At 58.5% G+C, this 26,297-nt stretch carries 20 protein-coding genes and 10 pseudogenes; 15 read left to right on the top strand and 15 right to left on the bottom strand.

Annotated elements, in window-relative coordinates; genetic code table 11:
* Window positions 1-57 precede the first annotated feature (57 nt).
* Window positions 58-429 (bottom strand): annotated as a pseudogene (locus ASC75_RS25210) (integrase core domain-containing protein); the annotation flags it as partial.
* A gap of 32 nt (window positions 430-461) precedes the next feature.
* On the bottom strand, window positions 462-641 hold the full coding sequence (locus tag ASC75_RS26855) for a hypothetical protein (protein ID WP_235864289.1): 180 nt from the start codon (window positions 639-641) through the stop codon (window positions 462-464).
* Here ASC75_RS26855 and ASC75_RS26850 point away from each other — a divergent pair.
* Window positions 640-768, top strand: a complete 129-nt coding sequence (locus ASC75_RS26850; RefSeq protein WP_268963014.1) for a hypothetical protein — start codon at window positions 640-642, stop codon at window positions 766-768. The genes ASC75_RS26855 and ASC75_RS26850 overlap by 2 nt on opposite strands.
* Here the strand turns inward: ASC75_RS26850 and ASC75_RS26845 are convergent.
* Window positions 760-1,061 (bottom strand): annotated as a pseudogene (locus ASC75_RS26845) (transposase); the annotation flags it as partial. The gene ASC75_RS26850 and the pseudogene ASC75_RS26845 sit on opposite strands and share 9 nt — an antisense overlap.
* Before the next feature lie 231 nt (window positions 1,062-1,292).
* A pseudogene (locus tag ASC75_RS25910) lies at window positions 1,293-1,462 on the bottom strand (DNA polymerase III subunit alpha); the annotation flags it as partial.
* Window positions 1,463-1,496: 34 nt separating this feature from the next.
* On the opposite strand from ASC75_RS25910, the gene ASC75_RS26655 reads away from it, so the two are divergent.
* Window positions 1,497-1,589, top strand: coding sequence for a hypothetical protein (locus ASC75_RS26655; RefSeq protein WP_244487770.1), 93 nt, complete (start codon window positions 1,497-1,499; stop codon window positions 1,587-1,589).
* 265 nt (window positions 1,590-1,854) lie between these two features.
* Here the strand turns inward: ASC75_RS26655 and ASC75_RS26650 are convergent.
* Window positions 1,855-2,182, bottom strand: a pseudogene (locus ASC75_RS26650) (IS3 family transposase); the annotation flags it as partial.
* A 277-nt stretch (window positions 2,183-2,459) separates the two neighbouring features.
* Between ASC75_RS26650 and ASC75_RS06520 the strand changes: the two are divergent.
* The 4 genes from ASC75_RS06520 to ASC75_RS06505 all read left to right on the top strand — a co-directional run bounded on the left by ASC75_RS06520 (window position 2,460) and on the right by ASC75_RS06505 (window position 8,156).
* Window positions 2,460-4,112, top strand: coding sequence for an FAD-binding oxidoreductase (locus ASC75_RS06520; protein ID WP_036588668.1), 1,653 nt, complete (start codon window positions 2,460-2,462; stop codon window positions 4,110-4,112).
* A 13-nt stretch (window positions 4,113-4,125) separates the two neighbouring features.
* Window positions 4,126-4,815: a glutathione S-transferase N-terminal domain-containing protein gene (locus ASC75_RS06515; protein ID WP_036588669.1), complete on the top strand. Its 690-nt coding sequence runs from the start codon at window positions 4,126-4,128 to the stop codon at window positions 4,813-4,815.
* Window positions 4,816-5,029: 214 nt separating this feature from the next.
* Window positions 5,030-6,655: a class I adenylate-forming enzyme family protein gene (locus tag ASC75_RS06510; protein WP_244487769.1), complete on the top strand. Its 1,626-nt coding sequence runs from the start codon at window positions 5,030-5,032 to the stop codon at window positions 6,653-6,655.
* Between the two features lie 64 nt (window positions 6,656-6,719).
* A complete protein-coding gene (locus ASC75_RS06505; RefSeq protein WP_036588670.1) occupies window positions 6,720-8,156 on the top strand; it encodes an aldehyde dehydrogenase family protein in 1,437 nt (478 codons plus the stop codon).
* Between the two features lie 212 nt (window positions 8,157-8,368).
* On the opposite strand, the pseudogene ASC75_RS06500 reads toward ASC75_RS06505, so the two are convergent.
* The 4 genes and pseudogenes from ASC75_RS06500 to ASC75_RS26925 form a co-directional block, all read right to left on the bottom strand.
* Window positions 8,369-8,671, bottom strand: a pseudogene (locus ASC75_RS06500) (transposase); the annotation flags it as partial.
* A gap of 235 nt (window positions 8,672-8,906) precedes the next feature.
* Window positions 8,907-9,155, bottom strand: a pseudogene (locus ASC75_RS06495) (WGR domain-containing protein); the annotation flags it as partial.
* Window positions 9,156-9,537: 382 nt separating this feature from the next.
* Window positions 9,538-10,023 carry a helix-turn-helix transcriptional regulator gene (locus ASC75_RS06490; RefSeq protein ID WP_036588671.1) on the bottom strand — a complete coding sequence of 162 codons (486 nt, stop codon included), beginning with the start codon at window positions 10,021-10,023 and terminating at the stop codon, window positions 9,538-9,540.
* A 238-nt stretch (window positions 10,024-10,261) separates the two neighbouring features.
* Window positions 10,262-10,565, bottom strand: a pseudogene (locus ASC75_RS26925) (hypothetical protein); the annotation flags it as partial.
* A gap of 185 nt (window positions 10,566-10,750) precedes the next feature.
* Between ASC75_RS26925 and ASC75_RS06480 the strand changes: the two are divergent.
* From ASC75_RS06480 to ASC75_RS06470, 4 genes and pseudogenes are all read left to right on the top strand, one after another.
* Window positions 10,751-11,356: a recombinase family protein gene (locus ASC75_RS06480; protein ID WP_055971942.1), complete on the top strand. Its 606-nt coding sequence runs from the start codon at window positions 10,751-10,753 to the stop codon at window positions 11,354-11,356.
* Between the two features lie 15 nt (window positions 11,357-11,371).
* Window positions 11,372-14,341: a Tn3 family transposase gene (locus ASC75_RS25190; RefSeq protein ID WP_072495413.1), complete on the top strand. Its 2,970-nt coding sequence runs from the start codon at window positions 11,372-11,374 to the stop codon at window positions 14,339-14,341.
* A gap of 33 nt (window positions 14,342-14,374) precedes the next feature.
* Window positions 14,375-14,896 (top strand): annotated as a pseudogene (locus ASC75_RS25185) (IS30 family transposase); the annotation flags it as partial.
* 86 nt (window positions 14,897-14,982) lie between these two features.
* Window positions 14,983-15,729, top strand: a complete 747-nt coding sequence (locus tag ASC75_RS06470) for an autoinducer binding domain-containing protein (RefSeq protein WP_055971939.1) — start codon at window positions 14,983-14,985, stop codon at window positions 15,727-15,729.
* A 12-nt stretch (window positions 15,730-15,741) separates the two neighbouring features.
* On the opposite strand, the gene ASC75_RS06465 is transcribed toward ASC75_RS06470, so the two are convergent.
* Window positions 15,742-16,218 carry an Lrp/AsnC ligand binding domain-containing protein gene (locus tag ASC75_RS06465; RefSeq protein ID WP_055971936.1) on the bottom strand — a complete coding sequence of 159 codons (477 nt, stop codon included), beginning with the start codon at window positions 16,216-16,218 and terminating at the stop codon, window positions 15,742-15,744.
* Between the two features lie 154 nt (window positions 16,219-16,372).
* Here ASC75_RS06465 and ASC75_RS06460 point away from each other — a divergent pair.
* The 4 genes and pseudogenes from ASC75_RS06460 (at window position 16,373) to ASC75_RS06445 (ending at window position 21,390) form a co-directional block, all read left to right on the top strand.
* Window positions 16,373-17,391 (top strand): annotated as a pseudogene (locus ASC75_RS06460) (1-aminocyclopropane-1-carboxylate deaminase).
* A 46-nt stretch (window positions 17,392-17,437) separates the two neighbouring features.
* Window positions 17,438-19,829, top strand: a pseudogene (locus ASC75_RS06455) (transketolase).
* Window positions 19,830-19,995: 166 nt separating this feature from the next.
* Window positions 19,996-20,661 carry an acyl-homoserine-lactone synthase gene (locus tag ASC75_RS06450; protein ID WP_055972026.1) on the top strand — a complete coding sequence of 222 codons (666 nt, stop codon included), beginning with the start codon at window positions 19,996-19,998 and terminating at the stop codon, window positions 20,659-20,661.
* A 96-nt stretch (window positions 20,662-20,757) separates the two neighbouring features.
* The gene (locus ASC75_RS06445; protein WP_055971933.1) at window positions 20,758-21,390 is read left to right on the top strand and encodes a hypothetical protein; all 633 of its coding nucleotides are present in this window, start codon (window positions 20,758-20,760) and stop codon (window positions 21,388-21,390) included.
* A 19-nt stretch (window positions 21,391-21,409) separates the two neighbouring features.
* On the opposite strand, the gene ASC75_RS06440 is transcribed toward ASC75_RS06445, so the two are convergent.
* The 5 genes from ASC75_RS06440 to ASC75_RS06420 all read right to left on the bottom strand — a co-directional run bounded on the left by ASC75_RS06440 (window position 21,410) and on the right by ASC75_RS06420 (window position 25,475).
* The gene (locus ASC75_RS06440; protein ID WP_235916756.1) at window positions 21,410-23,416 is read right to left on the bottom strand and encodes a relaxase/mobilization nuclease domain-containing protein; all 2,007 of its coding nucleotides are present in this window, start codon (window positions 23,414-23,416) and stop codon (window positions 21,410-21,412) included.
* A complete protein-coding gene (locus tag ASC75_RS06435; protein ID WP_055971929.1) occupies window positions 23,382-23,774 on the bottom strand; it encodes a hypothetical protein in 393 nt (130 codons plus the stop codon). Before ASC75_RS06435 ends, ASC75_RS06440 begins: the two co-directional genes overlap by 35 nt.
* A gap of 5 nt (window positions 23,775-23,779) precedes the next feature.
* Window positions 23,780-24,181, bottom strand: coding sequence for a hypothetical protein (locus tag ASC75_RS06430; protein ID WP_055971927.1), 402 nt, complete (start codon window positions 24,179-24,181; stop codon window positions 23,780-23,782).
* Between the two features lie 3 nt (window positions 24,182-24,184).
* Window positions 24,185-24,934: a ParA family protein gene (locus ASC75_RS06425; RefSeq protein WP_055971924.1), complete on the bottom strand. Its 750-nt coding sequence runs from the start codon at window positions 24,932-24,934 to the stop codon at window positions 24,185-24,187.
* A 139-nt stretch (window positions 24,935-25,073) separates the two neighbouring features.
* The gene (locus ASC75_RS06420; protein WP_055971919.1) at window positions 25,074-25,475 is read right to left on the bottom strand and encodes a hypothetical protein; all 402 of its coding nucleotides are present in this window, start codon (window positions 25,473-25,475) and stop codon (window positions 25,074-25,076) included.
* Here ASC75_RS06420 and ASC75_RS06415 point away from each other — a divergent pair.
* Window positions 25,441-26,283, top strand: coding sequence for a nuclease (locus ASC75_RS06415; RefSeq protein WP_235916750.1), 843 nt, complete (start codon window positions 25,441-25,443; stop codon window positions 26,281-26,283). The two genes, ASC75_RS06420 and ASC75_RS06415, sit on opposite strands and share 35 nt — an antisense overlap.
* The last annotated feature ends 14 nt before the right edge of the window (window positions 26,284-26,297 follow it).

The raw sequence follows: 26,297 nt of genomic DNA, 5'->3' as shown, positions 1-26,297 counted from the left end.
TTCCTCTGGCGTTACCTAAATGCGGCTGAGCAGACACGATCTCCATCAGGGCAACGACTATGTAACGATCGCATGAATAGGCCGAATACATGAACGCACCCGCCGAACGCGATATGTCTTAAAACGCTTGCGCCTGCGGGGCCATCTATACATGAAGCTCTCGATGAAGCCGTTCTGCATCGGCTTGCCCCGAGCGATGTAGTGCCATTCGACGATTCGACGCGGTTCTGATCCGCCCAGGCGAGGATGGCGTTCAAGGTGAGCTCGCTGCCATCGCTGACGATCATCCTCGGCCGGCCGCGTTCGGCGACGAGCCTGTCCAACTCGCGGGCAACCCGCATGCCGGACAACCACGTATCGACCGGTAGCGCCAGGCATTCCCTCGTGCAGTCTGCAGTCGTCGACGACGGCGAGGATACGGAAGCGGCGGCGGTAGTGTCCAGAACCTTTCGCACTTTTTCTTAAGCGACGGCTCCGTGGGTTGAGGTCTGCTCCGCGTAGAGCGGATCCATGTTCATATATTTGCGCGTCGACCACTGACTGCCGGCAATATGCCTCAGCCGGGCGGCCGCCAGGTTCAGGCAGCTCTGCCCGTCCGGGAATGCCCCCACGACGCGGGTGCGCCGTCGGATTTCTTTCATGATCCGCTTCAGCGGATTGTTGGTCCTGATCTTGAGCCAATGGCTGTCGGGGAAGGTAGAAAGTCAGGGGCTCATCGATATGCGCCTCCATCAACTCGGCCGCTTTCCCGAGCTTTTGCCGGCGTAGGTCCTCGATGATCATGGCAGCCTTCTCCTGCGCTGCTTCTCGGCTTTCCTGGGCATGGATCGCCTTGAGCATATGGCTGATTTCACGCACCTTGGTCTTTGACACGTGGCTGAACACGTTCCGGTAAAATGCACCATGCAGCGCTGCCAGCGCGCCTCGGACAGATAGTCGGCGACGCTTTCCACTAGGCCGCGGCAAGCGTCCGAGATGATCAGTTGCACGCCGCTCAAGCCGCGGTCGGTGGCGCAAGACGCCGACCAGCCGGACTTGTCCTCCTTGGCGCCTTCGCAGATGCCGGTAACCCTCGGAATTGACGGCGCTGGCCACCGGCAGCGAGACGTTGCGCACCTCGCCCGCCCAGGTCCGCTTCATCACGATGCCGTCGAGATAGAGATAGGGGTGATCGCCCTCGATCGGCGCGGTTTCGCCATTCCTCGATCTTCTCGACCCGCGTGCCTCACAGCGCCTCGGTGATGTCCTCCACGCGCCGCACCGAGACACCGGCCAGATACATCTCGATCAGCTGCCTCTTCGAGATATTGATAGACGAGCTCTTCGAGCGAGTACCTGCAGTGCTCTACGATCTCGATCGTCCGCGCCAAAGCTTCCGTGTAAAGGGGGGAAAGAGCCGCGCCATTTCTTCCGGCGGCTTCAGATAACGGTCGGCGTGCCGCTCGCGCTCAAAGCCGACATCGCTGAATGCGCTGCTCGACGCGGAGGCGGACCGCTTGTGTGGCGCAGGGCGCTATGAACGCAATGAAGGCAGCCAGGACACGCGGGCCGGCAGCTACGAGCGGGCACTGCACAGGCCGGCGAGGTGACGCTGAAGGTGCCGAAGCTGCGCCGCCAGATTTTCGAGACGGCCATCATCGAGCCGCCTCTCGACCGAACTCTCACTCCGTCGATAGCGCCTCCTCGACCGTCCCGCGCACCATCGCGGCAAGGTGATCCTTGATTTGCGCTTCGTCGATCCGGATCACCTCACCCACGCCCGCATCCTTTTCGTAATCCATCCTTGCGCTCCTTCCGTCACTGTAGAAGAAGCCGTCAAATCTGAAAGTGCGAAAGATTCTTCACGTTATCGCATCGGCCGTCGGTAAGCTGGTCCGACACGAAGTCCAGCTCTCGTCGGGGCGCAGCGGCACCAGCATCGGCGCCCTGCTGCTGATCGCCCGCTTGCGGTCGCCACGCCTGCGCCACCGGTGAACTTCTCCTATCCGTAGAGCCGGAACAATTTCTTGCGGTTCACGACGAGCCCTTACCGCCTCAGCATCACGAGGAGTCGCCGTAACCGAACCCTCCTGCGCTATCGCCTTCATCCTCCCGCGAACGTCGCGGTCGTCGGGACGGCTGGTCTGTAGCGAACCGTCATGCGGCGGCAGCCGATGTCTTTACACGCCCGCCGTTCGCTCATCCCGAAGGCAAGTTCTGTTTGGAAGCCCGTCACTTTCAGCCCGTGGAGGGCTGTCCAATACCGGCCAAGGCGCGATCAACGTGTGCTACTGCCGAAAGGACCGTGCCGACCAGATACATCAAGGATAGCGATGGCGCAGTTCAGGGCGCGATCTACTCCAGAACCCATTGACTGCCAGAACTGGATATGCCAATTTGGTCGAACCAGATCGCGATGTTTCCCGAACGTATGCGCACCTGGATGGTTGGACGTTGAAAATCTCGAAGGAGGAAGCGCCGTGGCGAAGGAAAAGAGCGGCTACTATGGCACGCGTAGGAAATTCTGGACGTGGGGATATGAAGGGGAAGACAATTCTCAGGACGAAATCCGTATCATGCGAGAACGCGTGGAGCAGCGGCTCGGAATTAAGGATATCAAAGTTCTGTCAGACCCGACTCTCGATGAGATTGAACTTTACCCGTCGCGTATAAAGATCCCACGTACTCTGGAGGATTTCTGTACCTCTGAAAAATGGGACAGAATTGTTCATACGTACGGTAAGGGTTTCAAGGACATGACCCTTATCTACAGGCGCGATTTCAAAAAGGCCCCGGACGTCGTGGCCTATCCGCGCGACGAAGAAGACATCGCCGCCATCTTCGACTGGTGTGGGGAAAATGGCTATGCATGCATACCGTATGGCGGTGGTTCGAGCGTCACCGGCGGCTTCTGGGGCCCCGAGCGCGACGCCTTTCCCGGCGTCGTCGTGATCGACCTGGGCAACCTCAACCAGATTCTCGAAATCGACCCCGTGTCACGCTGCGCGCGGATACAGGCAGGCATTCTCGGGCCGGCTCTGGAAGAACAACTGAAGCCGCACGGTCTCACCCTGCGCCATATTCCCCAATCGTGGGAGTTCTCGTCGCTGGGCGGCTGGATCGCAACCCGCTCGTCCGGCCATTATGCGACCCATCTCACGCATATCGACGACATGGTGGAAAGCCTACGGGTGGTCACGCCAGCGGGAACGATCCAGAACCGCCGGCTGCCAGGCTCCGGTGCGGGACCCAATCCGGATCGCCTGTTCATCGGGTCGGAAGGCACGATGGGCATCATCACGGATGCGTGGATGCGTCTTCAGGGACGTGTGAAATTCCGTGCGAATGCCTCCATCTCCTTCAAGACGTTCTATGAGGGTGCCAAGGCCGTCCGTCAGATCACCCAAGCGGGACTGTTCCCGGCGAACTGCCGCTATCTGGACGAGCAGGACGCCAAATTCTACGGCGCCGGGGACGGCACCGATTCGGTCTTGCTGCTGGGCTTCGAATCCGCTGACCATCCGGTGGACGCATGGCTCGAGCGTGGTCTCGAAATCTGCAAGGACTTCGGTGGCGTCGTGAAGCAGCGCGCGGGAACTGCGGACAACGCGCTGGAGACCAGCCGCAGCGGGCCGCAAGGTAACTGGCGGCATCAGTTCAGATACTTGCCCCGGCTGATGCATACGCGCGCAGCGATGGGAATCGTCAGCTTCACGTTCGAAACCGCCTACACTTGGGATCGGTTCGAAGAAGTTGACACCGAGATCATGCGTCGCGTGAGGGCGGCCCAGAAGGAGCACCTTGGTGGCGGTATTGTCTGCCGCAGGTTTTCCTTCCTGTATCCGGACGGTCCCGCTCCGTACTATTCGATCATGGCTCCTTCGACACATGACAACAGCCTTGAAGCCTATTCGATGCTCCACGATGTGGCGTCGAATGCGCTAATTGAGCTCGGCGCAACCATCACGCACCATCATGCCGTAGGCAAGTCGTTCCGTCCTTGGTACGACAAGGAGGTCGATCCATTGTTCCGCCGTGTGCTGGCGGCTGCGAAAACCGAACTCGACCCAAATTGGATGTTGAACCCTGGCCTGCTTGTTGACAAGCCGGCAGGATTGAAGATCGTCGGATAGGGATTCTTCAGCGATGATTGATCTATACTTCTGGCCAACCCCCAACGGGTATAAAGCCGCTATAATGCTTGCAGAGTTGGACTTGGAGTACCGTGTAATTCCGGTTGATATAACGGCAGGAGAGCAGTTTAATCCGGACTTCCTGAAGATCAATCCAAACAACAAGGTGCCGGCCATCGTGGATCACGATGGCCCGCACAACAAACCTTATGCGGTTTTTGAATCCGCGGTTGTACTGATCTATCTTGCGGAAAAATCAGGAAAATTCCTTTCTCAGGATCCTGAAAAACGCTATGAAACGCTAAAGTGGCTTGTCTTCCAGAATTCGACAATGGGTCCAATGCTGGGCCAAGCACACCACTTCATGGTGTATGCGGATGAGAAGATAGATTACGCCATTGAACGTTACGACCGGGAAGTTGGTCGAATATACAACATTCTCGAAAAACGCCTTGGCCAACATGAATATCTTGCCGGCGAGTATTCGATCGCTGATATCAGCACATTCCCTTGGGTTCGCACCCGAAAATTGCATCGACGCGACTTGTCGGAGTACCCGAACATTGATCGATGGTACCAAGCGATCAAAGACCGTCCGGGGGTTCGGGCGGGCATAGATACGTTGTCCGACAGCAAACGATGGGAAGCTAAGCCGGGCACCGAGGCTTGGAAGAACATGTTCGGAAAGAACGGAAGCTCGTAACAATCACACAAATCCTCCCAGGCGTCAGGCGCGGCGATCTGTTCGTCGCGCCTGCGCCGCGTAGCGGCACTTGAGGCAGCGGTTCTCCCTGCGGGGGCTAGCTCAGGATCTTGAACAATTCTGAGCGACCGTAAAGCCGTTTGAAGTCACCTACTATATCGGGCCACGAATCCGGCTGATGGATTGATTATCTACTTGACAGCCGAGGGATTGGATGACCAAATTGGATATACCAATAGCCGCGCTGAAACTATCAGGATCTGGGGAAATTGAGATGGATTTTTCGGCCGAACTGCCTCGTCGCATTCATATGATCTTGGAGGAAGGCGCGACGTTCGGTGAGTCCCGCGTCGCCTTTACAGACGAAAACGGGATTGATTGGTCCTACCGCCGGCTGATTGACACTGTCGAAGCTGTCTCTAGTGAACTGCGGGAACTAGGGATTCGGCCGGGTGATCGGATGATGATCGTTTGCGAAAACTCGATCGGGGCTATCGTTCTAATGTACGCTGCTAGCCGGTTGGATGCATGGGCGGTGCTAGCGAACGCCCGGCTCAGCAAGCATGAACTTGCTCTTATAGAAGAGGATTGCCAGCCGCGGCGTATATTTCGCACCCATCCCAACGTGTCTGCAACAGATGCGGGTGACGATAATGCTGATGTGCGGCTCTTTACTGGCATTGGCGCCGTGACGATCGGTCCGTTAAATGAGAACAGCGCGCCGGAAGAAGTACACGAAGGATCCGCAGAGCAAGTCGCCGTTCTAGTCTACACTACTGGAACCACGGGGCGCCCCAAGGGGGTTATGCTGAGCCATCGCAATCTGACTTTCGTCTCAAGCAGGGGAAGACGAACACAAACTCTTTCTCGCGACGATGTCGCCTTGTGTGTCATGCCGATATCTCATTCGTACGGGCTCGTGTTGATGCAAGGCATGTTGTACGCCGGCGCGCGCATGAAAATTATGCCGCGATTTTCATTACAAGAAGCGCTGGATGCTGTTCGCAGCGGAGAGCTGACGATTTTCAACGCCGTTCCTGCCATGCTGACCCGGGTGGTGGCACATGTCGAACAGACTGGGGAAAAGCTCACGCCTAACAACCTCCGGTACGCCTACACGGGCACCGCGCCGCTCGATCTGTCTTTGCGTAAGAATGTCGAACGGCTGTTCGGCGTAGTTCTGCAAAACGGATACGGATTGACGGAAACATCGCCGACGATCAGCCGGTCGCGTTATTCGATGGGTAGCGACGAGGTCAACATTGGTCCACCGATACAAGGGGTTGAGATCAGGATCGTCGGACCTGACGGTCTGGATGTCCCAGAGGGCCAGCCGGGAGAATTGCTAGTTAGAGGTCCCAATGTGATGTTGGGATACTATCGCCAACCGAAAGCGACCGCCGAAGTTATTGACGAGGACGGCTATCTTCATACTGGCGATATCGTCAGCCGCAACGATCGGGGCGAATTAGTCATTCAAGGTCGATCGAAGGAATTGATCATTCGCTCTGGCTTCAATGTCTATCCTCCGGAAGTCGAAGCCGCCCTAAATGCGCATCCCAGCATTCTTAACTCCGCCGTGGTCGGTCGTCCTGTTGAGGGAAATGAGGAAATTATAGCCTTCGTGGAAATGTTACCTGAAAGGCGTTGCGAGACGGATGACATTAAGTCCTTTCTGAAAAGCCGTCTTGCCCAGTACAAGTTGCCGCAGCAGATTATTGTTATGCAAAATTTGCCGATCGCTCCGAATGGAAAGATAAAGAAGAACGACTTGAAAAAATACTTGGATAATTTGAGCGATCCGATGGTCACGTGCTTCCGAGAACGCTCTGGGTCATGAGTCCGGAGCCTCCCCGACATGGTCCGCAATCCCGTAAAACTCGATATGGAGAACCCGCCCCGCCATGACCACCTTGCATGCTAACCTGATTGATGGAGCTTGGGTCGAAGGCGAAGCCGCGCCCAACATTAACCCCTCCAACACCAACGACATCGTCGGCACCTATGCGCGCGCTACGCGAGCAGACGCCCAAGCTGCGATCGCCGCCGCCAAGCGTACATTCCCGAAATGGTCGCGCACGAGCCCCTTGGAGCGCCACGCCGTTTTGCGCAAGGCGGCCGACGAAATTCTCGCCCGCAAGGACGAACTCGGTCGACTTTTGTCGCGCGAGGAAGGCAAATCACTGGCCGAGGGGGTCGGCGAAACGATTCGTGCGGCCCAAGTCTTCGATTTCTTCGCGGGCGAAACGCTCCGGCTGGCCGGCGAAACGTTGCCCTCTGTGCGTCCGGGCGTCGGAGTGGACGTGACGCGTGAGCCGGTCGGCGTAATCGCCATCATCACGCCGTGGAACTTCCCAATCGCCATTCCGGCGTGGAAAATCGCGCCGGCGCTTTGCTACGGCAACACCGCAGTATTCAAGCCGGCTGATCTCACTCCCGGCTGCGCTTGGGAGATCGTTGATATTCTGCACCGCGCAGGCCTGCCAAAGGGTGTACTCAATCTCGTAATGGGCCGTGGTTCAGTCGTCGGCCAGACAATGCTCGATAGCCCCGACATAGATGCTATAAGCTTCACCGGCTCGCTGGAGATCGGTCGGCGCGTGGCGGCTTCCTGCGTCGAATATGGCAGGAAGTTCCAACTCGAGATGGGCGGCAAGAATCCGCTGGTCGTGCTCGATGATGCGGACCTCGATGTGGCGGTCGACTGCGCCGTCAACGGTGCATTCTTCTTGACTGGCCAGCGCTGCACGGCTTCCTCACGGCTGATCGTCACTGAAAACATTCACGATCGCTTCGTCTCGGCAGTCACCGAAAAGCTTAAGAGCCTCGTCATCGACGACGCGCTCAAGGCGGGGACGCAGATCGGTCCGGTAGTGGACGAGAATCAACTCAGCCAGGACGAGAAGTATATCGCCATTGGCCGTGAGGAGGGCGCTAAGCTGGTGTGTGGTGGCGAAAGGCTGAACCGTGAGACGCCCGGCTTCTACTTGCAGCCCGCCCTGTTCACTGAGGCGACCAACAATATGCGCATCAGCCGCGAAGAGATTTTCGGTCCCGTCGCGGCGGTAATTCGCGTCAAGGATTATGAAGAGGCGCTGGAGACCGCAAACGACACGCCATTCGGCCTATCCTCAGGGATCTGCACCGCCAGCCTGAAACACGCGACGCACTATAAGCGCAATGCCGAGGCCGGCATGATATTTGTCAATCTGCCCACTGGCGGCGTCGACTTTCATGTACCGTTCGGCGGTCGCAAGGGATCGAGCTTCGGGCCCCGCGAGCAGGGCCGTTACGCCGCGGAGTTCTACACGACAGTGAAAACGGCCTACACGCTGGCCTGAAACAGCCTGATGCCGGTCCGCCTACCAGCCCCGGGGGTCCCAATGGCGCGCCGGCTTCGTCCATGCCGGCGACCGCGGCAAGAACGATCCCTCCGGGGCTGTGAGCGTGTGAGCTCGCTCTATGTAGTGGCACCATGCCTCGTTCGACCCGTGCGAGTGACTAGTAATACGTGCTCACACTGGTGTCGCTTGGCAGTTAAAAGGGGTCTTCCTCACTTCGTGTGGTGGCGATTTTGGTCGAGTGGCAGCATGCGTGCCCTGAGCAGCTCCGGGCCAGCTCTGCCATACATCGCACGCTTGATTGTGTTCAGGCGGTTGATTTGGCCCCCCGCCTGGCCGTTGCTCCACGACAGTTCGATGGGGTTGTAGACAGCGTCAAGATCGCGCTGCAGGACGCGTGCGAACCGCTCAATAGCGACCAAACCCGAGTTAACGGCATCGCCAATCCAGCTGTCGCGCTTGCCCGGATCGCGGCTGCGAAAGATTCCGCGGAAGCGCAGAGCAAGGCTGCGCATGGAAGCGAACTTATTTTTTGACGCCGAATAGCGAGATCGCAACACTGGCGTCGGGGCAAAGAAACCCGCTGACGTTACCTGCAGTGTCGTCGTGGTGTTACACTACTGAGGGGTGCGGCTATCTTTGAGCCAATCGGACGCGTCTGGCGTCAGCCCACCGCTCCACCGAACATGGCGACCCGCCGCATAGAGTCCGAACGAACTCAATATCAGGCAGGCACGCCTTCAGAGGCCAGGAGAGCGGTTGGGGCATGTAGCCGCGGACTCGCTTTTTGGCGAGCCAAGAAAAGGAAGTGTTGATCGCTTGGAGGTCATCCGTAAACAAATCGATACGCTCCTGGCCGCGAGTACCGACGCGACCCCAGCGACGAACCAGCGCGGAGCCGCCGAACAGATCCGGTTCGATCGACATGGCGTAAAAACGTGCCATGTTTTTAGTGGTGTCGATTCGCTGAACATACAGGCGGAACCGGTGCTGGGTCATGCCCCCAAGATTCGTCGCGCGAGGTTCAGCTGTCCAACAGCATGTACGAATCTTTGATCGCCAACCATGAATTTGATGCGACGCTCGAGGCCGGCTGCACTCCGCTGCACGAATCCCTTCTTGCGCAGCGCGTTGCGGCGTGCGTGATGCCGCTTCGTCGCGTTGGGCGAACTTATTGGGCCTGCAAAGACGACCCGAGTAGAAGAGTTCCGGCTCACTCCCGTTTTCCACTCCGCCCAAAGGGGCGGAGCGAAGCAGGCGGAGGCCTGAACGCGCCTTCACATTGCGCCGAAGAGAAGGTCGGAGCCTGTGGTAAACGGGAGTGGGGCGGCTGCCGCTTTCACCGCTACCCGCCCTGACTTGCAAAGGAGGACTGCGCCGCCTAGCGGCCTTCGCTCGTGCTGGTGGCGACAGCGTCGGCCGCTGGTTCGCCTGGGGTCATGCGTCTCAGAAGCCGGATCAGATCGCGCATGGTGTCTTGAGGCAATTGTTCGATGAGCTTCATCAATGTCAGGCGGTCTTCTGCTTCTTCTTCCGTCGTGCCCCACAAGTGCGGCGCTATGTCGAAAATCACATCGAGAGGCATAAAGCCCATGATCTCACAGAGATGTATCAGGCGCGGGATCGACAACCGAGCTTCTGAGCCTCGCTCGTACCTTCCGTAGACCGATACGGAGAGTCCTAGCAAATGCGCTAAATCGGCGCGGGAGATGCCCTTGGCTTCGCGCGTTTTCTTAAGCCAAGCCGAGATCTTTTCGTCCATCTCCTTTGCGGTAAGGGTGCCGTCGAAACCCGGCTGGCGGAAGACCGGTCTGTCAAATTCCGGATCGGTTATTTCGACCAAACCCCGTGCGCTCATCAAACTCATTGCATCAGTCAAAGACCTTACCCCGTTTTTGATTCCGCCCCTCAGCGATTACTATGCACCGAAATGAAGCACTTTGGAGCACGCCCCTCCGAAGATTCACAGCACATTCCATACTTTTTTAGGGGAAATTTCGCTCGCGGGCTCCTTTTGAGGCGGTGAAACAAAATGCTTTAGGACGCGCCCCAGCATTCGGGAAACAAGTTCGGCTCTGAAGACGGCGAAACAGCCGAGAACAGCCTTAGCGATTCTTTGCCGCTATTATCTTCCAATCGCCGCCTTCCTCTTGAAAAACGCTTCAATTTGCGTTTCGCCGTCGATCCACTTGAGCTGCGCGGAAAGCTCGCAAGCGATCTCCTGATCTGCAATTTGCATGCAACGCTTGACGCTGACGGTGGATCCGTTGCCATGCCTATTTAGGTCCCATTTGGACATTGCGAATAGGTGGGCCTTGGCTTGATCGTCTGTCGGCCACGTACCCTTTCGGGTACGGCTGTCGCTTCATTCATTTGAGGCAAAATGCTCCCGGCAATGTTCCCCATCCCGGGGCTCCGTGGGAATCTCTGCAATATTACCCGCTAAGAGATTTTTGGCGTGACGGAAAACAGATGATTTCCGCGTAGCGGTTCGGCGGGTCGAAATCGACGGGGTGACTGGGCAATTATTTGCGCGACAAACCCTGTCGGAATGTGAGACTGTGCGGCAACACGGAATTTGAGGTTTGTCGTGCATGTTGATCGGTTACATGCGGGTATCGAGCGGTGATGAGCGGCAGTCGGTTGCCTTGCAGCGCGACGCCCTGCTCGCGGCCGGGGTCGATCAGCGTCACCTGCATCAGGATCGCGCTTCGGGCGCGCGCGACGATCGGCCGGGGCTGAAGGCTTGCCTTGCGGAATTGTGCGAGGGTGACGTGCTGGTCGTTTGGAAGCTCGACCGTCTGGGCCGATCACTCTCCCACCTGATCAGAATCGTTGAGGATCTGAAGATGCGCGGGGTCGCCTTCCGCTCTTTGACGGAAGCTATCGACACGACGAATTCGCACGGTGCGTTCCTGTTCAACCTGTTTGGCACGCTCGCCGAATACGAGAGAGTGCTGATCACGGAGCGGGTCAACGCTGGACTGGCGGCGGCACGCCGGCGCGGTCGCAAGGGCGGTAGGCCACCGACGATCGACACCGAAAAGGTTGAGCAGATTCTGGCGGCGCTGGAAGCCGGCGCCAGCAAGGCGTCGGTGTGTCGGACATTCAAGGTGCCGCGCTCGACTCTCATCGATACATTGCGGCGAACCGGATGGACCGGACCGGGCAAAGAAGATGAGCCTGCTCCCCCAGTTTGAGAGCGGGTGTGACCGATGGCCTTCCTCGACGCGCAGTCGCGCACCGTTCTGTTCGACCCACCCGATGTTTATGAAGAGGCCCTCGCGCGCTATGCGCTGTCCGCTGAGGACATCGCTTTCGCCAGGGCGCATCGCCGATCGCATAATCGTCTGGGTTTTGCCATCCAACTCGCCCTGGTGCGTGATCTCGGTCGTCCGCTCCGCGCTGGGGAAGTTCCGCCTCAGGCAGTCGTCTCCGTTGTCGCCGACCAGTTGGGCATCGACGCTGCGGTGTTCGCACTCTATGCCCAGCGGGAGGAAACCCGTCGAGAACATACGCGGGAGATTGTCGTCGCACTGGATCTCCGGCCCGTCCGGGCGAGCGATTATCGATCCCTGATCACCGCGGCGGCACGCGAGGCAGCCGCTACCGAACAAGGCGAGCCGATCACCAAGGCCGTGATCGAAGCCCTGAAGGAGAGGAAGCTGCTCGTTCCTGTGCCGGAACTGCTGATACGTCTGGCGATGGCGGGCCGGGCGGCAGCGCGACGACAGGCTTATCGCGGCTTGATCCGGGGCATGGAGCAACCGTCCATCGAGGCGCTTGATCAGCTTCTCATCGATCGGTCCGGCGATCGGAGCCATCTCGGCTGGATTGCGGAAGCGCCGGAGGGGACGAAACTGAAAAACCTCAAGGGCCTGATTGCCCGGCTTGAGGTTCTGCGTTCGGCGGCGATTTCCGATGAGCGACGTAAAACGATCCATGCCAACCGCTATGGCATCATCGCCCGGGACGCCCGCATTCTGCATGCCCGTGAGATACGACGCCTTACATCCGAGCGCCGCTACGCCACGCTGACGGCGTTCGTCATCGAGAGGCAGGCGGCAATCACCGACCTTGCGATCGACATGTTCTGCAAACTGATCGGCAGCACCCGGCGCAAGGCTGAACTGAGCCGCACAGAACGCCGGCTGAAAGAAGCCGAGATTCTTGATGGGGTGGCGCTCGATCATCTCAAGCTTGGCGAGGCGCTTCTGGCCGCCCGTGAGAACAACACCGATCTCGCATCCGCAATTGCAGTCTCACTCGGCTGGGACGGATTGACCGCCAGCGTGGCCGCAGCCAGGTCCGTCGTGCGCCCCGATCGCAGCGACGAATTCGATGAGCTCATAGAGCGGCACAAATCGCTGCGAAAGCTGGGCAGGCTCATGTTCGGCGCGTTCTCTTTCCGGTCGTTTCGTCCCGATGATCCGGTTTTGAAGGCAGTGGATCATCTGCGTGCGCTCTACAGTGGCAGGAAACTACCCGCGCAGGTGCCGTTCGCGTTCATGACGCGCAAGTGGCGGCGACGTGTGCGCTCGGACGGTGTCACCATCGACCTTCGGGCTTGGGAAGTGGCGGTACTCGTTCACCTTCGGGAGCGCCTGCGGGCCGGTGACATATGGGTTGATGGCAGCCGAGCATGGCGCAGTTTCGAGGATTATCTTCTGCCTCGACCGATCTTTGCCCTGATGCGCGCCGAAGGCCGGCTCGGGCTTGCCATCCCTGACAGCTTTGCCGAATGGCGAGCCGAACGCACCGCCACGCTCGACGCGAAACTCAAAGAGCTGGCAAGGGCGGCGGCCGCCAACGCCATTCCGGATGCGGCTATTTCCGACAAGGGTTTGTCGGTCTCCCCGATCCGCGAGGAGGAGCGTGACGGGATCGTCGCGCTCAGCCGGCGTCTTTACATCCTCGTTCCCCGGATCAGGATCACCAGCCTGCTTGCCGAGGTCCACAGCTGGACCAGGTTCCTTGACAGCTTCACACACTATCGCACCGGCGAGACGGCGAACGACGAGCCGGCGCTGATGGCCGCTATCCTTGCCGACGCCACCAACGCCGGTGCTGAACGCATGGCGGAAAGCTCACGCGGCGTCACGATCCACCAGATGATGCTGATGGTAGATAGGCATCTGCGCTCGGAAACCTATGCTACGGCGACCGCCGTGCTGGTCGATGCGCAGCAGGCTCATCCCTTCGCCGCGGTCTGGGGCGACGGTCATATCTCCTCCTCGGACGGGCAGTTCTTTCCGGCAGGCGGGCGCGGTGAAGCCAGCCTCGAATACAATGCAAAATACGGCAAAAGACCAGGTGCTTCGGTCTATGGCTTCCTGTCCAATCGTTTCGCCTCCTTCTTCTCCCGGATGATCCAGGCGTCCGAGAGCGAAGCGCCCTACGTGCTCGACGGCCTCCTTCACAACGAAAGCTCCGTCGAAATCCATGAGCATGCAACCGATACCGCCGGCGCGACCGAAACGACATTCGCTATGTTCCATGGCTTCGGCTATAGGCTCATTCCTCGTATCCGCAATCTCGGCAATCGCAGGCTCTTCGTCATCGATCCCGACGCGGCGTACGACCCGCTCGGGGCGCTGATCTCGGGAGCCGTCAACATGGATGTCATCGAGCAGCACTGGGATGAGGTCTTGCGGCTGAAGTCATCGATTGGCGCGGGCCTCGTGCCGCCGTCCGTCATCCTCAAGAAGCTTGCCGCATCGCCTCGGCAAAATCGGCTCAATCAGGCGCTACGCGAAATGGGCCGGATTGAACGCTCGATCTTCATCTGCGACTGGTTGCTCGACACCAAGCTCCGACGCAGATCGCATGCCATCCTCAACAAGGGTGAAAGCCGTCACGCCCTTGCCCGGGCGGTCTTCCTCCACCAGCTTGGCGAGCTGCGCAACCGCGTGGCGGAAACCATGGCCTATCGGGCGTCAGGTCTCAACCTCGTCGTCAACGCCATTATCCTGTGGAACACCGTCTATCTCAGCCGCGCTGTCGATTATGTCCGCACCCAGGGCATCGATATTCCCGCCGAGCTGCTCTCCCAAGTCGCACCACTTCCCTGGGCTCATATCGCACTCACCGGCGACTATCTCTGGAACGAAATTGACCGACCCCTCGAACGCTTCAGGCCGATCCGCGCTAACCGTTTCAATCCAAACAACTTCGCTTTCCCTTAGCGGGTATTATTGCAGAAATGCCCACGGAGCCCCATCTTGCGGCGGCCGGATGCTGTTGCCGAGCGCAAACAATTTGGTCATTGGGAATGTGATCTGATCCAGTTCCGGAAGAAGTTTGGGAAGGCAAACGTGACATCGCTCGTAGAAAGGGTCAGCCGCTTTGCAATCTTCCTACGCAACAACGACCGGCAATCCCGGCCCGTCATGGATGGCCTTGTTCGTGTTCTGCAAGCCCTGCCCCACCTCGCCCGCCGATCGATCACGTTCGACCGCGGAACAGAGTTCACTGATTGGCCCTATCTTCAGGCAAGCATCGGTACGCAAACCTGGTTCTGTGATCCACAATCTCCGTGGCAAAAAGGCACTGTCGAGAACACCAACCGCCGGGTGAGGAAATGGCTTTCAAGAGAAGTCGACCCACTCACGGTCACCGACGCGGACTTGATAGAAATTTGCAGCCGGCTCAACGCAACGCCGCGCAAATGCCTTGGCTATCGAACGCCTGCAGAAGTTTTCCGCAAGAAAGTTCTCGCGCAGATGAGGCATGCCGGTTAGCTTCGGATGCCCTGCAAGTCGCGGTTCAGCATGAACTCACAGTTAAATGTAATACCTTTAATGATTGCTCACAAGGGGGAAGATTGATGGGAGTGCAACAACCAAACAGGGTGGAAAAACTTCTTGCAGACGTCGGAGCGGCACCGACCGTCGAAGATGCCCTACCAATCTTCCAGCGCGCCTATGGTCTGGACTTCGTAACCTACCATCTCGCATTAACGGTGGCCGATGTTGTCGACACCCCGTTCGTCCGGACCACCTACGGGCCGACATGGGTTTCCCGCTATCTGCTGCGCGATTATGTCAAAATCGACCCGATACTTCGTGAGGGCCTCATCAGGCAAATACCGTTCGACTGGCGTGAAGTTGAAGTGCCGATAAATGCCCGAGACTTCCTGCTGGATGCCTATAATCACGGGATCGGTCCCAACGGCTATTCCATTCCCATACTCCACAAGGCGCGCAGAGCACTCTTCTCGATCAATTCACACCAGTCTACATATCAATGGAGCGAGACCGTCAGCCGATACCGGAGTGAATGGGCAGATGTCGCCTTTCTCATCCATCATAAAGCTATCTTTCAGCTACACGGCGAACACGATCCGGTTCCGCAACTCTCGAGCCGTGAAATCGAGTGCCTGCATTGGACGGCCTTGGGCAAAGACAGCATCGACATCGCGGTCATGTTAAAATTGTCGGAGCATACTATCCGCGCCTATATCAAGTCAGCCCGCCACAAACTCGGAGGCGGCTCCATAACCTTTACCATCGCGCGGGCGATACAGATGCGCCTGATCAAACCTTTTGGGGGTGCGGCGCCGCCATACCTGTGAAGTGACCCAACCTTAGAATGGAAGGCGCGCATTGTCCTTGACTTTCTTCATGACAAAAAACGTCCGTGTCTGTCGGACACCGGGCAGTGCGATCAGCTTGTTGCCGTGCAGTTTGTTGAAATCCGCCATGTCGCGCACGCGGATCTTCAAAAGATAGTCGAAGTCACCAGCCACCAGATTGCAGTCCAGCACTTCCTTCAGTTCGAGGACCGCCCCCTCGAATGCGGCAAAGCTGTCCGGGGTCGATCGATCCAATACGACGCCGACCATAACGAGTGCCCCGAGGCCAACCGACGCCGGTGCGATTTCGGCACGAACGCCGGTAATGTAGCCCTCTTCGAATAGGCGCTGGGTGCGTCGATGGCAGGTTGCTGCGCTGGCATTGACCCGGGTCGCCAGTTCCGCATTGGTCAGTCGTCCTTCGGCCTGAAGCGTTCGCAGGATGCGCAAATCCGCGCGGTCCAATAAGCCCTTGAGAGATTCTTCCATATTTTTACCTATGATGAGATCATTCTCTTCATTAATTCGCCCGTTCATCCAATAGGCTACATAAGTAGGGCTGATTTCGGAAGCACCTTTCAGCAAAGGTCCATTACTCTGTGGGTGACGTGCAAACACCGATCCACCCTTTCCGGAGCCCCCGATGTCCCTTCTCGCAAGTTTTGAACGCTACCCCCTCACCTTCGGGCCGACTCCGATCGAGCATCTGCCACGCCTGACCGAAGCGCTGGGTGGAAAGGTGCAGATTTACGCCAAGCGTGACGACTGCAATTCGGGCCTCGCCATGGGGGGAACAAGCTGCGCAAACTGGAATATACCGTGCCGGACGCAATCGCCTCGGGTGCGGACACGCTTGTCTCGATCGGTGGGGTGCAGTCGAACCACACACGAATGGTCGCCGCGACCGCCGCCAAGATCGGCATGAAATGCGTGGTGATCCAGGAGAATTGGGTGCCACACTATGACGCCGTTTATGATCGCGTCGGCAACATCCTGATGACCCGCCTGATGGGCGCCGACAGCCGCCTTGTCGACGACGGCTTCGACATTGGCATCCGCAAGAGCTGGGAGGACGCTATCCAGTCCGTCAAGGATCAAGGCGGCAAGCCCTACCCGATCCCCGCCGGTGCATCGGTGCACAAATACGGTGCGCTCGGCTATATCGGTTTCGCCGAAGAGGTCGCGGAACAGGAAGAGGCGCTCGGCTTCAAATTCGACTACATCGTCGTGTGCGTCGTCGCGGGCTCCACCCAGGCCGGCATGATCGTCGGTTTCGCCGCGCAGGACCGCGCCGACCGGGTGATCGGGATCGATGCCTCCGGTACGCTCGACCAGACCCGGGCGCAGGTGCGGGCGATCGTCGACAATACATCGGAACTGGTCGGCCTGGGGCGCAAGGTTCGCGAAGACGAGATCGTCATAAATCCGGACTTCGCCTATCCGGCCTATGGCGTTCCCTCGGAGGAGACGAACGACGCCATCCGCCTCGCCGCTCGCACCGAGGCAATGATCACCGATCCGGTATACGAGGGCAAGTCGATGCAGGGAATGATCGACCTGACGCGCAAGGGCTTTTTCCCGGAGGGATCGAGAGTGCTCTATGCCCATCTCGGCGGCGCGCCGGCGCTCAACGGCTACAGCTATTACTACAGGGAGGGCTGAGCCCTCTTTCCGAGCCCGACCCCTCACCGCAGTTGTGGACGCACCGATGATAGATTTCCGACGCCTGCACCTCAAGACCATCGAACAGCGACTGCTATGGTTGTCGCACTGGATGATCCACAACGCCAATCATGTCCGGCCCAAGGTCGACGGCATCAAGATCGGCGGCCATCAGGCCAGTTCGGCCTCAATGGTGTCGATCATGACGGCGCTCTACTTTTCGGCGCTCCGGCCCGAGGACAGGGTCGCCGTCAAGCCGCATGCCTCGCCGGTCTTCCATGCCATACACTATCTCATGGGAAACCAGACGCGGGAGAAGATGGAAAACTTCCGTGGCTTGGGCGGCGTGCAGAGCTACCCCAGCCGAACCAAGGATATAGACGATGTCGATTTCTCGACGGGTTCGGTCGGGCTTGGCGTCGGCATCACGGCGCTGGCCTCCATCGTCCAGGACTTCATTCGGGCGAAGGAGTGGGGGGACGATCTGGCATGCGGCCACATGGTTGCCTTGATGGGCGATGCCGAGCTCGATGAGGGGAATATCTACGAGACCCTGCAGGAGGGCTGGAAGAACGACCTACGCAATTGCTGGTGGATCATCGACTACAATCGCCAATCCCTCGACGGCATCGTTCGCGAGGGACTGTTCGAGCGCATCGAGAAAATTTTCGATGCCTTCGGCTGGGATGTCGTTCGCGTCAAATACGGCGCCCTGCAGCGCACAGCCTTTGAGGAGCCGGGTGGAGACCGGCTGCGGGACTGGATAGACCGGTGCCCCAACCAGGACTACGCGGCGCTGACCTTCATGGGCGGCGCGGTGTGGCGGAAACGCCTGATGGACGACCTCGGCGACCAGGGCGACATATCCTCTCTCATCGACCGCCGCAGCGACTCCGAGCTTGCCGCCTTGATGGAAAATCTCGGCGGCAACTGCGTGGAGACGATGGCAGATGCCTTCGCCCGGATTGATCCCGATCGCCCGACCTGCTTTCTCGCCTATACGATCAAGGGCTGGGGCACGCCGATAGCCGGTCACAAGGACAACCACGGCGGGCTGATGAACAGCAAGCAGTTCGCCGACTGGCAGGCGCATATGGGCATTGCCGCCGGGCAGGAGTGGGAACCGTTCGCCAGTGTCGGCGACATTCCCGGCCTGAAGCAGTTTCTTGCGAACGTGCCTTTCTTCTCGAAGGGACCCCGGCGCCACGATGACGCGCACATCGACGTCCCGCCGATCGAAATCGACAGCGCGCGCGAGATATCGACCCAAGCCGCCTTCGGCAAGATCCTCGACGATCTCGCCAAGGGCGAAAGCAAACTGGCCGCTCGCATATTAACGACGTCGCCGGACGTCACCGGCACGACCAGCCTTGGTCCTTGGGTCAACCGGCGCAAGCTCTTTGCCCGCGAGGCCATGGCGGATGCCTTCATCGAGTACCGCATCCCCTCGACCGCGAAATGGGAATTTACGCCGAAGGGGCAGCATGTGGAACTGGGCATCGCCGAGATGAACCTCTTCCTGCTGCTCGGCGCGGCCGGCCTCAGCCACTCCCTATTCGGCAAGCGGCTGATACCGATCGGCACAGTCTACGATCCCTTCGTGTGCCGCGGCCTCGATGCGCTCAACTACGCCTGTTATCAGGATGCGCGCTTCATCATCGTCGGCACGCCCTCGGGCATAACACTGGCTCCCGAGGGCGGTGCGCACCAGTCCATCGGAACGCCCTTGATCGGCATGAGCCAGGATGGGTTGGCGGCGTTCGAGCCCGCCTTTGCCGACGAACTTGCCGTCATCATGGAATGGGCTTTCGACTATCTACAGCGCGACGGTGAAGGACAGAGGGACGAGCGCACATGGCTGCGCGACGAGACCGGCGGGTCGGTGTATCTGCGCCTCACCACCAAGCCGCTCGAGCAACCGGCAAAGCGCGTCGACGACGACTTCCGGCAGGGCGCCATCGATGGCGCCTATTGGCTGCGCAAGCCGGGGCCGAACTGCGCTGTCGTCATCGCCTATCAGGGCGCGGTCGCCGACGAGGCTATCGCCGCTGTTGGTGTGATCGGCGAAGCGAGACGGGACATCGGCGTGCTCGCCGTAACGTCGGCCGACCGTCTCAATGCCGGGTGGACGGCCGCGCAGAGGGAGCGCGCGCGGCAATCCGAGAGCGCGGAGTCATATCGAGACGCTGCTCGATCCCCTGCCTCGCGACTGCGACATCGTTACCGTCATCGACGGACACCCGGCGACCTTGTCTTGGCTGGGCGCCGTTGCGGGGCACCGGACGATCTCCCACGGCGTCGAGCATTTTGGACAAACCGGAACGATCCGCGATCTATACCGCCATTTCCGCGTCGACAGGCAGTCGCTGATGCAGTCAGTCAACCAGTTGACTGCTGGGAAACGGCTTCCGGACGGTCTAACACTCATTTTCCCTTAGCAGGCACGAAACGCTCGCGGATGAAAGACACATTTGCTGGCTTTGCGACGGCCGTTATCGAATATGGGCGTTTTCGCAATACCCCTAGTTGGGGGTACCATCTTGGGGTATTTATCGTTATCCGAGCAATCTTCATGTTGCTTACCATCAAACGATGGAGGCAAAGATGTATCTTCTTGTGCAAGCCCACGAATTCGACAGGTACCGGCATCTGCTTGATCAATCGTTTCGACTGCGCAAGAGAGTGTTTGCGGATCAATTATGCTGGAAGGTTAGCGTATCCGGCGCTTGCGAGCGCGACCAATATGACGATCTGCATCCTGCCTATCTGTTCTGGTGTGATGACAGCACAGAGAAACTCTACGGATCGGTCCGCCTCATGCCGACGACGGGTCCCACACTTTTATACGACGTCTTCCGTGAGACATTCCCCAATGCATGCGATCTCATCGCACCGGGAATCTGGGAAGGGACACGTATGTGCATAGACGAAGAGGCAATAGACCGCGATCTCCTTGACCTACGTCCTGATCGTGCCTTTTGTCTGCTCCTTCTGGCGCTTTGCGAAGTTGCCCTCGATAACGGCATCGATACCCTGATCTCGAACTATGAACCGCAAATGCGGAGATTGTACAAGCGCGCCGGAGCTGAGTTCGATGAGCTCGGTCGCGCAGATGGCTATGGCAGATTTCCGGTGTGCTGTGGAGTGTTCGAGGTCTCACAGCGCGTGCGGGCGCAAATGCAACAGAGCCTGCAGGTCAGCGTCCCCCTGTATTCGGGCCGTTCGTTTTCCAAGCGGGAAGTCGAAATGCCAGCGCTCATGACCGCTTGACCGGTATTACTGGAAGCCAACCAGAACCGGGAGGGACGGACTGAAGTTTTTCGTTTCAAGAAGGCAAAGCTGGCGGCCAGCTTTGATCGCCAGGCAATGAACATCAGCGACAGCATTTTGCGAAGAATTGGTTCAACGGGCCTTGTCATCTTTGAAAGAGATGGCACCCTTTTGCGACTGAATAATTCCACCCGCGACTTTATGTTGGGGGATGTCAGCAACGTGTTTGTCCAGATGCTGCAGCAGCTTCGTGAGGCGGGGGTTCGTTTCGGCTTTATTTCGGACACAAGGGGCATGGACGGCGGAACCCACGGCAGCTCTGAATTCGTGGCTCTGACCCGGATACTCGACGATCTATTGAAGACTCGAGGCGCCGTACCGGACTTCTGGATGCGATGGGGCACTTTTTTGCAAGAACCCGCGCTCCTTCAAGTTCGAGATGGGCGGCGCCGCAGGGTTACCGCTAATACGGTGTTGCGTGCGATCGAGTGGTACGGTGTCGAAAAGAAGGAGACCATATTGGTCAGTAGCACCGCCGCGGGACTGCTTGCAGCAAGTGAGGCGGGCATAACCGGCATCCACTATTTTGGGGTGCAAGGTGATCAACCTGTTCCTTCTCCGCTCGAAACGAATCCGCAATTTCCCTATCCCTCTGAAACCATGGAAGCCCGATGGCTCAACGACGAGATCCAAAGAATCTTGAGTTCGAACCGGCGTCGCTCAGCCTAGATGCAGGGTGGAGAACGTTTCAGCGACTGCGGTCCCGATCTTTTTCCTGAGGAGCGCGAAGCTTGACCGATTTTTGCGCCTCTCGCGTACGTTGTTGGGTCTTGTCACGGTCGCGATCGGCTTCGGGCCTGTCGTGCTCGGCATTGGACCGGGCAATGCGCGTTTGATCGATCGTCCGGTTGTTCGAACTCTTGTTGACGACACCCTGCTCTGCAACGTGATCTCGACCGGCCGCAGATTTCGTCGCCAAACTATCAAGGCCGCTTTTGTCTTTCCCGACTTCACCGAGATCGCGGTTTTTGGCCACGCGTGAGTCGAGTTGGAGCCCAACGACTTTCCCAATGATCTTGGTTGCCTGCTCGAAGATCAGCCGATCGGATGGATTGGCAATCTTTGTAGCCAGGCTAACGGCGGTGCTCGCCAGAGTCTCCTTCGCGGCCTTCGCCTGGGCGGCGCTTATAGGTGTGGATCTCAGCATGTGCTCTGCTCCTTTTTCGTTTGTTGGGTCACGACCGGCACGGACGGCTGTTTCAAGCCGCTGGTATTCACGTTGGAGCCCTATAGACAGGTCCTGACTAAGTTCGCGCGCCGTGCTGGGAGCGGATCGGTCCTTTGCTATCCCGTCCAGCATCTTCAGAACAAGTCCGACTGAGCGCCGGCTCTGATCGAGCCGCTTTTGAGCATCCTGCAATCTGGGAGAAGTCGGTGTATCTCGAATCTTTGCCAGGACTTTGTCGACGACGTTGCTCGGAGCCGTGGCTCCCATCCGCCGGAACATCTCCCATTCCCAACGCTTCACGGGAGGCGGGCCGGCCCGCTCGAGGCGCTTTTGACGATCGATCGGGATGCCACGTTCACGGGCCTTGTCGGCGAAACGGAGCCGCCATTCGGTAAAATCGCGGATGTTCGGATTGAGCATTTTGCCATTGGAGTTACGCAGGGCGACAATCACATGCATGTGTGGATGCTTGTCGAGATCGCTGCGATTGTGGACTGCCGAGGCATAGCGGTGCCCTGAAAATTGCTCTCTCAGGAAATCACGGCCAGCGTCAATAAGCTTTTCGCGATCGACATTTGCCGGTCCTGACAGCAACAGGTGCATGAAATCCCGCGGCTGTCGGGTCTGCATCAGAGCGCCAACGACTTTCCCTTCTGCCGCAAGCTGCTTGTGATCAGCAGTGGTGATTTCGCGCCGCTCAGTGCCATGGAGATAACGTCCGCTCCTGCCAGGGCGCTCCTCGACATGCGTCGTCGTCGAAAGCGTCACCTCCGCGCCCTTGCGCTGCATGGCGTGCAGCGTCGCCGTTAGCCCTTTCGGGCCTGACGAGAACTCGGCGGGGTATCGCGAGATCGGGGTGAGCCCCTCTTTCCGGAAAGCTTCATCCAGGCGTGCATCGATCGCATGCGCCACATCGAGTTCTCCTGGAATGCGATTGCCGGTGCTTCGATCCGACCTGTCCTTCTTTTCATGAGCAATAACGAGTGCGAAATGCAATCTTGTTTGCCCGTTTACGCCGTCGCTCACACTGAAGGCGTAGGTTCTTGCAGGGTCGCCGGCTTTATGAAAACCGTCGGCGGCGAGTGAAGCAAGTGCGCGGGCTACGCCTTCCCGGCGGGTGTTTTCAAGCTCGTAAGTCAGACGCAGCACGTCGCTGCTCCCCTTGCGATTGCCGAAATCCCTTTCCCATGAACGCACCGCTTCGTTCAGATCCGATACTTCGCGACCGTCCTGATCCTGAGCCTTTTCTTCCTTGCTCTGGTAGGCAAGCACGTTACGGGCGGAACCAGCACCGGCACCATAGGACAGGACCTTGACCACCACAGCATTGTTGCCCGCGGCCCGGCTAATCGCCGAGGCCGCGCCGGCATGCTTGGTCGACGGTCTCTTGCTCTGGCCGGCCGGCGATGGTTTTCCGCCTCCGCCGCCGCCACGTCGGCGCAGATCGTCTTCGATCAAATCAAGATAGCTCGGCAGTCGCCGACCTTCAGGTCTAGACTTCGAGGGATTTCTGGAGACCTTGTTCATCGTGTTTCCTGATGAGCTCGACAATGTAAGACGACGGCCGAACAAAGGCGGCATCGCGGATGGCGTCGATGGACCCCATCACCTCATCCAGCTTCTGTGCAATCAATCTGGTGCCCTCGGCGTGTCCGACCTCTTGCGCTAAAAATGCCTCATTGCGCCAGGCAAGTTCGCGGAGAAACTGATGCATGTTCGCCATTTGCCGATCATGTTCCTCGAGCATTGCGGGAACGTGCATGATCTCCCTGGTGACGATCAGCTTGGCGACGATGTTGACGGAGACGTCGAGCCGCCCGGCGAGAGCGTCGACATTCCTCAGGACGTGATCTGGTAGGCGAAACATGATGGGCGGCTGTCGCATGCGATCTACAGCCCCCTCGCCTTCAGCGCCTCCAGGATGAGCCTGTGCGTTGCCGACGACAGTTGCTCATGGCTCTCCAACGAAACCCTGAAAATCTTCGTCAACACGTCGTCTTCGAGATAGAGCGATATCCGTTTTCGTTTGCTGGACACGCCATCCGCCTTGGCCGGCGCCGGCGCCACAGGTCGCCCCTTGCGTTCTTGCCTGGCTGGCGTGTGGGCCTTAGGCACATCGGCCTCAGAAGACGCTGTTTCCTCTCGTTGTGCATCACCATCGGGCATGAGTGTGTCGAGGTCGATGGTCGTCGGCATATACGATGTCGCGGCCTCCTCCACGTCCTTAACCTGCTCTTCACGGGATCGGGCAAGGGCGAGAATGTTTCCGGCAGGCGTTCTTTCCCTCGACATCGTTTAGGCGGCCTCCGCCTGCAGAAGTCCGATGAACTCGTTGTTGATCCTCTTCACCAGATCGATTGCGTCGAGCACGCTTTCTGACGCCCGCTGTTTGGCCGACGGCGTCAACGACGGATTGTCTGCGATACCCGCAAGCTTGGAGTAGAGGGAACCATAACCCGCCCCGACATCGCTGAAATGGTTGCTCTTGCGGATGACTGTCTCAACCATCGGAATCCGGCCGCTCGCCAAGATGGCATGAACCTCGGGAAGGGATCGATTATGTTTGAGCGCAATCATGTCCACGTAGTTCCAGATCGCCGCGTAGGGGATCGGCCCACGATCCCGCTTCCGGCCTATCTCCGTCAAAATTGTAGCGACTTTGATTGCCGATGTTGCAGCCGTCGGCTCAGGAATGACCGGAATGAGGATTGCATCGCACTCGTGGTAAACCTCGATCGCACGTTGATGCACATAACCGCCGACATCATAGATCCGGATATCTGCCTCCGGAGCCTTGTCGAGTCGCTCACGGAATCTGTCTCCCGGCGCTACGCGCAAATGTAACAATGTTCCGTCGGTCGGTAACAGCCCCCGCTTCATGGATACATTAAACCAGCGCGTCGACGATTCCTGCTCGTCGCAATCGATCAGAAGCGTCCTGTGACCTTGCTGGGCGAACTCCGCAGCAAGATTGACGTTCAGGGTCGACTTTCCGGCCCCGCCTTTGAAGGTCGATATGGCGAGCGAGAGAGGTTTGACTATCATTGGATTTCTCACCCTTTGAGCCGAAACCGATGTCACGATCAACCGATCCCGCCCACACGTTCGCATGCGGAAGATCGAAATCCATCCGATTCGGCAAGTTGCCTTCGCTCCCCACCTGACACGAGGGAAACGCTTTCTCTTATCGGCCGCGAAGCTTTGCTCTTACTTCTTCCTGTAGTCGGGCTGCGACTACGCCCTCCTGAAACCGCCTCATGTCGCGCTCACGTAACGCCTCGACAATCGGATCTCCGCCCGGCCAAAACCGAAGGATCGGGAGGATGAGCAGCAAGAACGCGGCGATTGTCGCCGCCTTGAACCAAGCCAATCGATCATAGAGATTGGAAGCCCACGCCCAAATGTTCTCGGTCGTTTCAAGCGGCAGAAAAGCATAGGAAACCGTCAGGACGATCCAGTAGCCGACGAAGGCCGCAACCAGAAGGCATGCCGCTGACACCAGCAAAAAGCCTGCAATCTTGATCAACAACCAAACAGCGCGGAATGGAAGAGTGAAGACCGTGAGCGCCTTCCGATACATCGCCATCCTCTTATCCCCACACACAAATCAAACGTCTGAACAACCTTACCTCAATTTTCAGAGCTTTTCCATACTTGCACTACAGTACAATTTCGTGCATGTTCAAAAAAGTCAACAGGTGACGGATGCGAACATGAAGAATGGCGCATGGCGATCTTCTCGCCACCTCATTTATGGCCTTTTTGGTGCTCTGGTCTCACTGCCCGAAACAGTGAGGGCGGATGCGGCTGGGGAGTTCGTGAGCTACTACCAGCAGGCCTATGTTCAGGGGCAGGACCTGGTCCCCGCGTCGCCAACACCACTCGATACATCCTCGATCACAACGCGACTCGATCTTCAAAGTGTCAGCCCGAAAGCCGCGTTGGGCGGCAGCGCGTTTCTCGCTGCGGATGGAACGATCATTAAACTCGCAGGCCTTCAGGGTTGCCTTTCGACCGAGCCACTCGAATATTCGGGTGTCAGAGCCACCTGTGCCATGATCTCGCTTGCCGCGATGACGGCGACCATCGGCGAGGTACAGGCTATCGCTGGCACTGCATTCCCCTGCCATGAGCTCGGGCGGACCCCAGGCGAGCCGACGGTTCGATATGCGGAATGCTTTTTCATGGACGGAGACACGGTGCGATCACTTTCCGAGGTGCTGATCAGCAAAGGAGTGGCGTTTGCTTTCCGTGATCGGACTGGCCAGCCCATCTTCCCGGAATATGCTCGGGCGGAACAAGGCGCGCGAGGAACGAAAGCCGGTATCTGGGCCAGCGCCCATTTCCTCCATCCCTACGGCGAGCGTTACCGCGCAAATCCGACAATGCACTGATGCGGATCGGAACT

The sequence above is a fragment of the Aminobacter sp. DSM 101952 genome (genome assembly GCF_001424795.1).
Classification (GTDB): Bacteria; Pseudomonadota; Alphaproteobacteria; order Rhizobiales; family Rhizobiaceae; genus Aminobacter; species Aminobacter aganoensis.
The sequence above is the reverse complement of the archived record's forward strand: the minus strand, read 5'-3'. Positions and strand labels throughout refer to the sequence as shown.